7 protein-coding genes are annotated in these 6,042 nt (G+C 65.8%); all 7 read left to right on the top strand.

All coding sequences use genetic code 11. The features are described 5' to 3' along the window. A partial coding sequence (locus Q0S71_RS09900) for an AI-2E family transporter (RefSeq protein ID WP_295994355.1) occupies positions 1-1,067 on the top strand: 1,067 nt, incomplete at its 5' end. A 48-nt stretch (positions 1,068-1,115) separates the two neighbouring features. Next, positions 1,116-1,796 carry a DnaA regulatory inactivator Hda gene (hda, locus tag Q0S71_RS09895; RefSeq protein ID WP_295994353.1) on the top strand — a complete coding sequence of 227 codons (681 nt, stop codon included), beginning with the start codon at positions 1,116-1,118 and terminating at the stop codon, positions 1,794-1,796. After that, complete coding sequence (locus Q0S71_RS09890; RefSeq protein ID WP_295994356.1) at positions 1,796-2,467, top strand: HAD family phosphatase; 672 nt, start codon at positions 1,796-1,798, stop codon at positions 2,465-2,467. Before hda ends, Q0S71_RS09890 begins: the two co-directional genes overlap by 1 nt. Continuing rightward, entirely contained in the window at positions 2,460-3,866 is a 1,407-nt protein-coding gene (gene pcnB / locus Q0S71_RS09885; RefSeq protein WP_295994351.1) for a polynucleotide adenylyltransferase PcnB, read from the top strand. The genes Q0S71_RS09890 and pcnB overlap by 8 nt, the downstream gene beginning before the upstream one ends. Before the next feature lie 35 nt (positions 3,867-3,901). After that, the gene (gene folK, locus Q0S71_RS09880) at positions 3,902-4,381 is read left to right on the top strand and encodes a 2-amino-4-hydroxy-6-hydroxymethyldihydropteridine diphosphokinase (RefSeq protein ID WP_295994350.1); all 480 of its coding nucleotides are present in this window, start codon (positions 3,902-3,904) and stop codon (positions 4,379-4,381) included. A gap of 176 nt (positions 4,382-4,557) precedes the next feature. Beyond that, positions 4,558-4,905: a DMT family protein gene (locus Q0S71_RS09875; RefSeq protein WP_295994347.1), complete on the top strand. Its 348-nt coding sequence runs from the start codon at positions 4,558-4,560 to the stop codon at positions 4,903-4,905. A gap of 70 nt (positions 4,906-4,975) precedes the next feature. Continuing rightward, positions 4,976-5,875 (top strand): 3-methyl-2-oxobutanoate hydroxymethyltransferase, encoded by a 900-nt coding sequence (panB, locus tag Q0S71_RS09870; RefSeq protein WP_295994345.1) that lies wholly within the window; start codon positions 4,976-4,978, stop codon positions 5,873-5,875. Positions 5,876-6,042: the final 167 nt, after the last annotated feature.

Genomic DNA, 6,042 nt, shown 5'->3' with positions numbered 1-6,042 from the left:
CGGTAGAGCAAAAACAAACGGCATTTTGGGTGGCGGTCTGGCTGGCGTTTCTCCTGTTGTTGATTACCCTCGGTCCGGTGCTGACGCCGTTCCTGGCCGCCGCCATCATCGCCTACGCGCTCAATCCCGGCGTCGACCGCCTCGACCGCCTGCACCTGGGCCGCTGGGACCTGCCCCGCGCGCTGGCCGTGTTCATCGTCGTGATGCTGTTCTTCAGCGCCATCGCCGCCCTGGTGCTGATCGTGGTGCCGGTGCTGGAAAAGGAGGTGCCGATGATGCAGGCCCAGATCCCCGCCTTCCTCGCCAAGCTCAACGACATGCTCGGCCCGCGCCTGCAGGAGCTGGGCCTGAAGGTCAAGCTCGACAGCGCCGGCATCAAGACCATCGTCTCGCGCCAGATGGCCACCAGCGGCGACGAAATCTGGAGCGCCGTGCTGGCGTCGGCGCGGGTGGGCGGGATCGCCGTGCTGGGCTGGATCACCACCCTGGTCCTGATCCCCGTGGTGCTGTTCTACATCCTGCTCGACTGGCACGCCATGCTGGCGCGCATCGCCGGCGCCGTGCCGCGGCGCTGGATAGGCCGCACCACGGCCATGGCCAACGAGGTCGACACCCTGCTGGCCCAGTATCTGCGCGGCCAGCTGCTGGTGATGCTGGTGCTGGCGATTTACTATTCGGTCGCCCTGAGCATCGCCGGCTTCGACGTCGCCTTGCCGGTCGGCATCATCACCGGCCTGCTGGTGTTCATCCCCTACCTCGGCTTCGGCCTCGGGCTGGCGCTGGCGCTGATCGCGGCCGTGCTGCAGTTTGCCGACTGGAGCGGCCTGGTGTCGGTGGCCATCATCTACGGCGTCGGCCAGGTGATGGAAGGCTTCGTGCTCACGCCGCGCCTGGTGGGCGAACGGATCGGCCTCAATCCGCTGGCCGTGATCTTCGCGCTGCTGGCCTTCGGCCAGCTGTTCGGCTTCGTCGGCGTGCTGCTGGCGCTGCCGGCCTCGGCCATCCTGATGGTCGCGTTCAAGCATTTGCGTCGCCACTACCTGAGCAGCAGCTTCTATAATGCATAGGGTGAGACGACTAACCGTGATACAAATACTCAGTACAGGGCGTACACCATGAAACAACTGGTGCTCGATTTAGGCGCAGACCAGGCGCACAGCCTCGACTCGTTCGAGGTGGGACAGAACGCCGAAGCGGCCCAGCTGATGGCGCAATTCGCCGCGCGCGGCGCGCGCGAACACTTCGCCTACCTGTGGGGCGGCCCCGGCGTCGGCAAGACGCATCTGCTCAAGGCCCTGGCCAGCACCGAGGGCGGCCACGGCGGCGCGCGCTACATCTCGCCGTTCTCGATCGAATCCGAATTCGTCTACGTGCCCGAAGTGAGCCTGTATCTGCTCGACGACTGCGAAAAGCTGTCGCCGGTGGCGCAGATCGACGCCTTCGCCCTGTTCAACGAAATCCGCGCCAACAACGCCTTCATGGTGTGCAGCGGCGCGGTGGCGCCGGCCGTGCTGCCGGTGCGCGAAGACCTGCGCACGCGCATGGGCTGGGGCCTGATCTACCAGATCCACGGCCTCAGCGACGACGAAAAGGTGGCCGCCCTGAGCGCCGCCGCCACCGCCCGCGGCTTGACGCTGTCGCCCGGCGTGTTACCCTATCTGCTGTCCCATTTTCGGCGCGACATGCGCTCGCTGTCGACGATGCTGGACTCGCTGGACCAATATTCCCTAGAAACCCAACGTCCGATCACCCTGCCGCTGCTGCGCGAGTGGTTGCAGGCGGAAGCGAAAGAATGATGAAGCTCGCCCTGTTCGACTTAGACCACACCCTGCTGCCGATCGACTCGGACCACGAATGGGGCCAGTTCCTGGTGCGTACCGGCGCGGTCGACGCGCTCGAACACGCGCGCCGCAACGACGCCTTCTTCGCCCAGTACCAGGCCGGCACGCTGGACCCGGTCGCATATCTGGAGTTCGCGCTCGGCACATTGGCGCGCTTTCCGCGGCCGCGGCTCGACGCCATGCACCGCCAGTTCATGGACGAGGTGATCGCGCCGGCGATCCGCCCGCAGGCCCGCGCCCTGCTGCAAAAGCACCAGGACGGCGGCGACCTGGTGGCCATCGTCACGGCCACCAACCACTTCGTCACGGCGCCGATCGCGCAGGCGCTGGGCGTGAAGCACCTGATCGCGGCGATGCCCGAGACCGACGCCGGGGGCAACCTGACCGGCAAATTGATCGGCACGCCGACCCAGGGCGCCGGCAAGGTCGCCCACACCAAGGCCTGGCTGGAAAGCCTGGGCCTGACGCTCGACGGCTTCGAGTCCAGCCACTTTTACAGCGATTCGCACAACGATATCCCGCTGATGTCCGTCGTCACCCACCCCGTTGCGACCAACCCCAACGCCGCACTGAAGGCCCACGCCTCAGCACAAGACTGGCCACTACTCGACCTATTCAATGATTAAGAAACTGATCCGCAAAATCCTCGGCACCAAGAACAACAAGGGTGGTCGCGACACCAGCACGCCGATCGTGATCGGTCCCGACGAGCACCGCATCGAACCGCGCCTGCTGTCGAACAATGCGGTGCGCGTCACCAGCACGCTGCAGGAGGCCGGCTTCGAAGCCTTCGTCGTCGGCGGCGCCGTGCGCGACCTGCTGCTCGGCGTGAAGCCGAAAGACTTCGACATCGCCACCAACGCCACGCCGGAACAGGTCCGCAAATTATTCCGGCGCGCCTTCATCATCGGCAAGCGCTTCCAGATCGTGCACGTGATATTCGGCCAGGACCTGCTGGAAGTGACGACCTTCCGCGGCACCACGTCCGACTCGGCGCCCAAGGATGAACATGGCCGCGTCCTGCGCGACAACACCTTCGGCTCGCAGGCCGAGGACGCGGTGCGGCGCGACTTCACCATCAACGCCATGTACTACAACCCGGCCAACGAACAGGTGCTGGACTACCACGGCGGCATCGACGACATCCGCGCCCGCACGCTGCGCATCATCGGCCAGCCGGAGGCGCGCTACCGCGAAGACCCGGTGCGCATGCTGCGCGTGGTGCGCTTCGCCGCCAAGCTCAAATTCACCATCGAGCCGGAAACGGCCGCGCCGATACCCGTCATGGCGCCGCTGATCAACAACGTGCCGGCCGCGCGCGTGTTCGACGAGATGCTCAAGCTGCTGATGAGCGGCCAGGCGCTGGCCTGCCTCCAGCAACTGCGCAAGGAAGGCCTGCACCACGGCCTGCTGCCGCTGCTCGACGTGGTGCTCGAACAGCCGCTGGGCGTGAAGTTCGTCACGCTGGCGCTGGACTCGACGGACGCCCGCATCGTCGCCGGCAAGACCGTCTCGCCGGGCTTTTTGTTCGCCTCGCTGCTGTGGCACCAGGTGCTGGAAAAGTGGACCGCCTATCGCGCCGCCGGCGAATTGCCGATCCCGGCGCTGCACCTGGCGGCCGACGACGTGCTCGATTCGCAGACCGAAAAACTGGCGCTGCAACGCAAGATCGGCACCGACATGCGCGACATCTGGTCGATGCAGCCGCGCTTCGAGCGCCGCACCGGCAAGTCGCCGCACAAGCTGCTCGAGCACCCGCGCTTCCGCGCCGGCTACGACTTCCTGCTGCTGCGCTGCGCCTCCGGCGAGATCGACGGCGAGATCGGCCAGTGGTGGACCGATTTCTATGAGGGCGACGAAATCGCGCGCGAAGAACTGCTGTCGAACGTGGGCCGCGCCGGCGGCGGCGAAGGCGGCGTGAAAAAGAAACGCGCGCCGCGCCGCGGTGGCCGCAGCAAGGGCGCGGCCGGCGTGGCGGAAGGCGCCGGCGGCGACGCCGGTGGCCACGGCGGCGACGGCGAATAAGCCGCGTCCCTGACCGCAGTCCGGAAAATCGCGGCATGAGCACCACCGCCTATATCGGCATCGGCGCCAATCTCGGCGACGCGCGCGCCAACGTGGCCGACGCCATCGAACGCCTGCGCCGCCTCGACGGCTGCGCGCTGCAAGCCGTATCGCGCCTGTACCGCACCGCGCCCATCGACTCCAGCGGCGACGACTACATCAACGCCGTCGCCCGCGTGGCGACCGCGCTGGACGCCGAAGCGCTGCTGCAGGCGCTGCACGGCATCGAGCAGGCGCATGGCCGCGAACGGCCCTACCGCAACGCCCCGCGCACGCTGGACCTCGACCTGCTGCTGTACGGCGACGCCCGCATCGCCAGCGCCACGCTGACCGTGCCCCATCCGCGCCTGCACCAGCGCGCCTTCGTGCTGGTGCCGCTGCTGGAACTGGCGCCGGCCATCGCCCTGCCCGGCCTGGGCCCGGCGCGGCAATTCGCGGCGGCGGTGGCGGATCAGGACATCAGCGTCTTGAACTGAGGCAGGCCGCTTCAGGCCGGGTTCAACTCCAGATGCATGCCGGGTTGGCAAATCGGTGGCTTATAATGCAGCTCGCCGCGTCTAAGCACGCTGACACACAGCATGACACAGCGTGGCCAACTGATTTAGCACGCATTTTTAACCCGCGACCAACTCCAAACCAAGTCGAGACCCGCATGCAGATTCCCGTGATCGTCCAAACCGTCGGCCTGCTGACCATGTCCAACGTCTTCATGACGGTGGCCTGGTACGGGCATCTGAAAAGCCTGTCCAACAAGGCGTGGTGGATCGCGGCGCTCATCAGCTGGGGCATCGCGCTGTTCGAATACCTGCTGCAAGTGCCGGCCAACCGCATCGGCTACAGCCAGTACAGCCTGGCGCAACTGAAGATCATGCAGGAAGCGATCACGCTGACCGTGTTCGTGCCGTTCGCGATGTTCTTCATGGACCAGCCGTTCAAACTCGATTACGTGTGGGCCGGCATGTGCCTGGTCGGCGCGGTCTACTTCATCTTCCGCAGCTGATCCCCTCCCCGGCAAGATGGTGGACGAAGGTCTACACTATCGCCGTCGCACCCAATTTTTAAGGATACCCATGTCTGGTTATTTGCAAGGAAACGAGATGGCCGCCGGCCCCACTCCTGCCGCCGCCGCTGGCGCAACCGGCACGGCCGCCACGCCGGCGCCGGTGAAACCGGTCGCCACCAAGGCCGTCACCATCCCGTCGCTGAACGCGCTGCGCGCCGCCGGCGAAAAAATCACCATGCTGACCGCCTACGACGCCAGCTTCGCCTCGCTGATGGACCGCTGCGGCGTCGAAGTGCTGCTGATCGGCGATTCGCTCGGCATGGTCTGCAACGGCCACGATTCGACGCTGCCGGTCACCAATGCCGATGTCGCCTACCACACGGCCGCCGTCGCGCGCGGCAGCAAGTCGGCCATGGTGCTGGCCGATATGGCCTTCGGCACCTACGGCACGCCGCAGCAGGCCTTCGACAACGCCGTCGCGCTGATGCGGGCCGGCGCGCACATGGTCAAGATCGAAGGCGGCGCATGGCTGGCCGACACCATGCGCTTCCTCACCGAGCGCTCCATCCCGGTCTGCGCCCACCTCGGCCTGACGCCGCAATCGGTGCACCAGCTGGGCGGCTATAAAGTGCAGGGCAAAACCATCGAAAGCGCGGAGCTGCTCAAGGCCGACGCGCTGGCCTTGCAGGCGGCCGGCGCGGCGATGGTGGTGCTCGAGGCCATTCCCGCGCAGCTGGGCAAGGAAGTGACGGCGCTGCTGAAGATTCCGACCATCGGCATCGGCGCGGGCCCGGACTGCTCGGGACAGGTGCTGGTGATGCACGACCTGCTGGGCGTGTTCCCGGGCCGCAAAGCGAAGTTCGTCAAGAACTTCATGGACGGCCAGACCAGCATAGACGCCGCCGTCGGCGCCTACGTCGCCGCCGTCAAGAACGGCAGCTTCCCGGCGCCGGAACACTGCTTCTAAACGTTTTCAAAAAAAGGGACCATCTGTGAACTGAACCCCAAAAGTTGGACACCAACTTTTGGGTTTTTTTCATGACCAAGTACAACGAGCAGTTCAAGCTGACAGTGGTTCGGCAATATCTGGATGGCCGACAAGGCTATAAATCAGTGGCCAATGATCACGAACTT

It is taken from the genome of Rugamonas sp. (assembly GCF_025354735.1).
Classification (GTDB): Bacteria; Pseudomonadota; Gammaproteobacteria; order Burkholderiales; family Burkholderiaceae_D; genus Rugamonas.
This window is presented reverse-complemented; position numbering and strand designations above follow the sequence as displayed.

Bases quoted from the DNA above. Each gene is read 5' to 3' on its own strand.
- hda (WP_295994353.1), top strand. From the start codon at position 1,116: ATGAAACAACTGGTGCTCGATTTAGGCGCAGACCAGGCGCACAGCCTC.
- Q0S71_RS09890 (WP_295994356.1), top strand. From the start codon at position 1,796: ATGAAGCTCGCCCTGTTCGACTTAGACCACACCCTGCTGCCGATCGAC.
- pcnB (WP_295994351.1), top strand. From the start codon at position 2,460: ATGATTAAGAAACTGATCCGCAAAATCCTCGGCACCAAGAACAACAAG.
- folK (WP_295994350.1), top strand. From the start codon at position 3,902: ATGAGCACCACCGCCTATATCGGCATCGGCGCCAATCTCGGCGACGCG.
- Q0S71_RS09875 (WP_295994347.1), top strand. From the start codon at position 4,558: ATGCAGATTCCCGTGATCGTCCAAACCGTCGGCCTGCTGACCATGTCC.
- panB (WP_295994345.1), top strand. From the start codon at position 4,976: ATGTCTGGTTATTTGCAAGGAAACGAGATGGCCGCCGGCCCCACTCCT.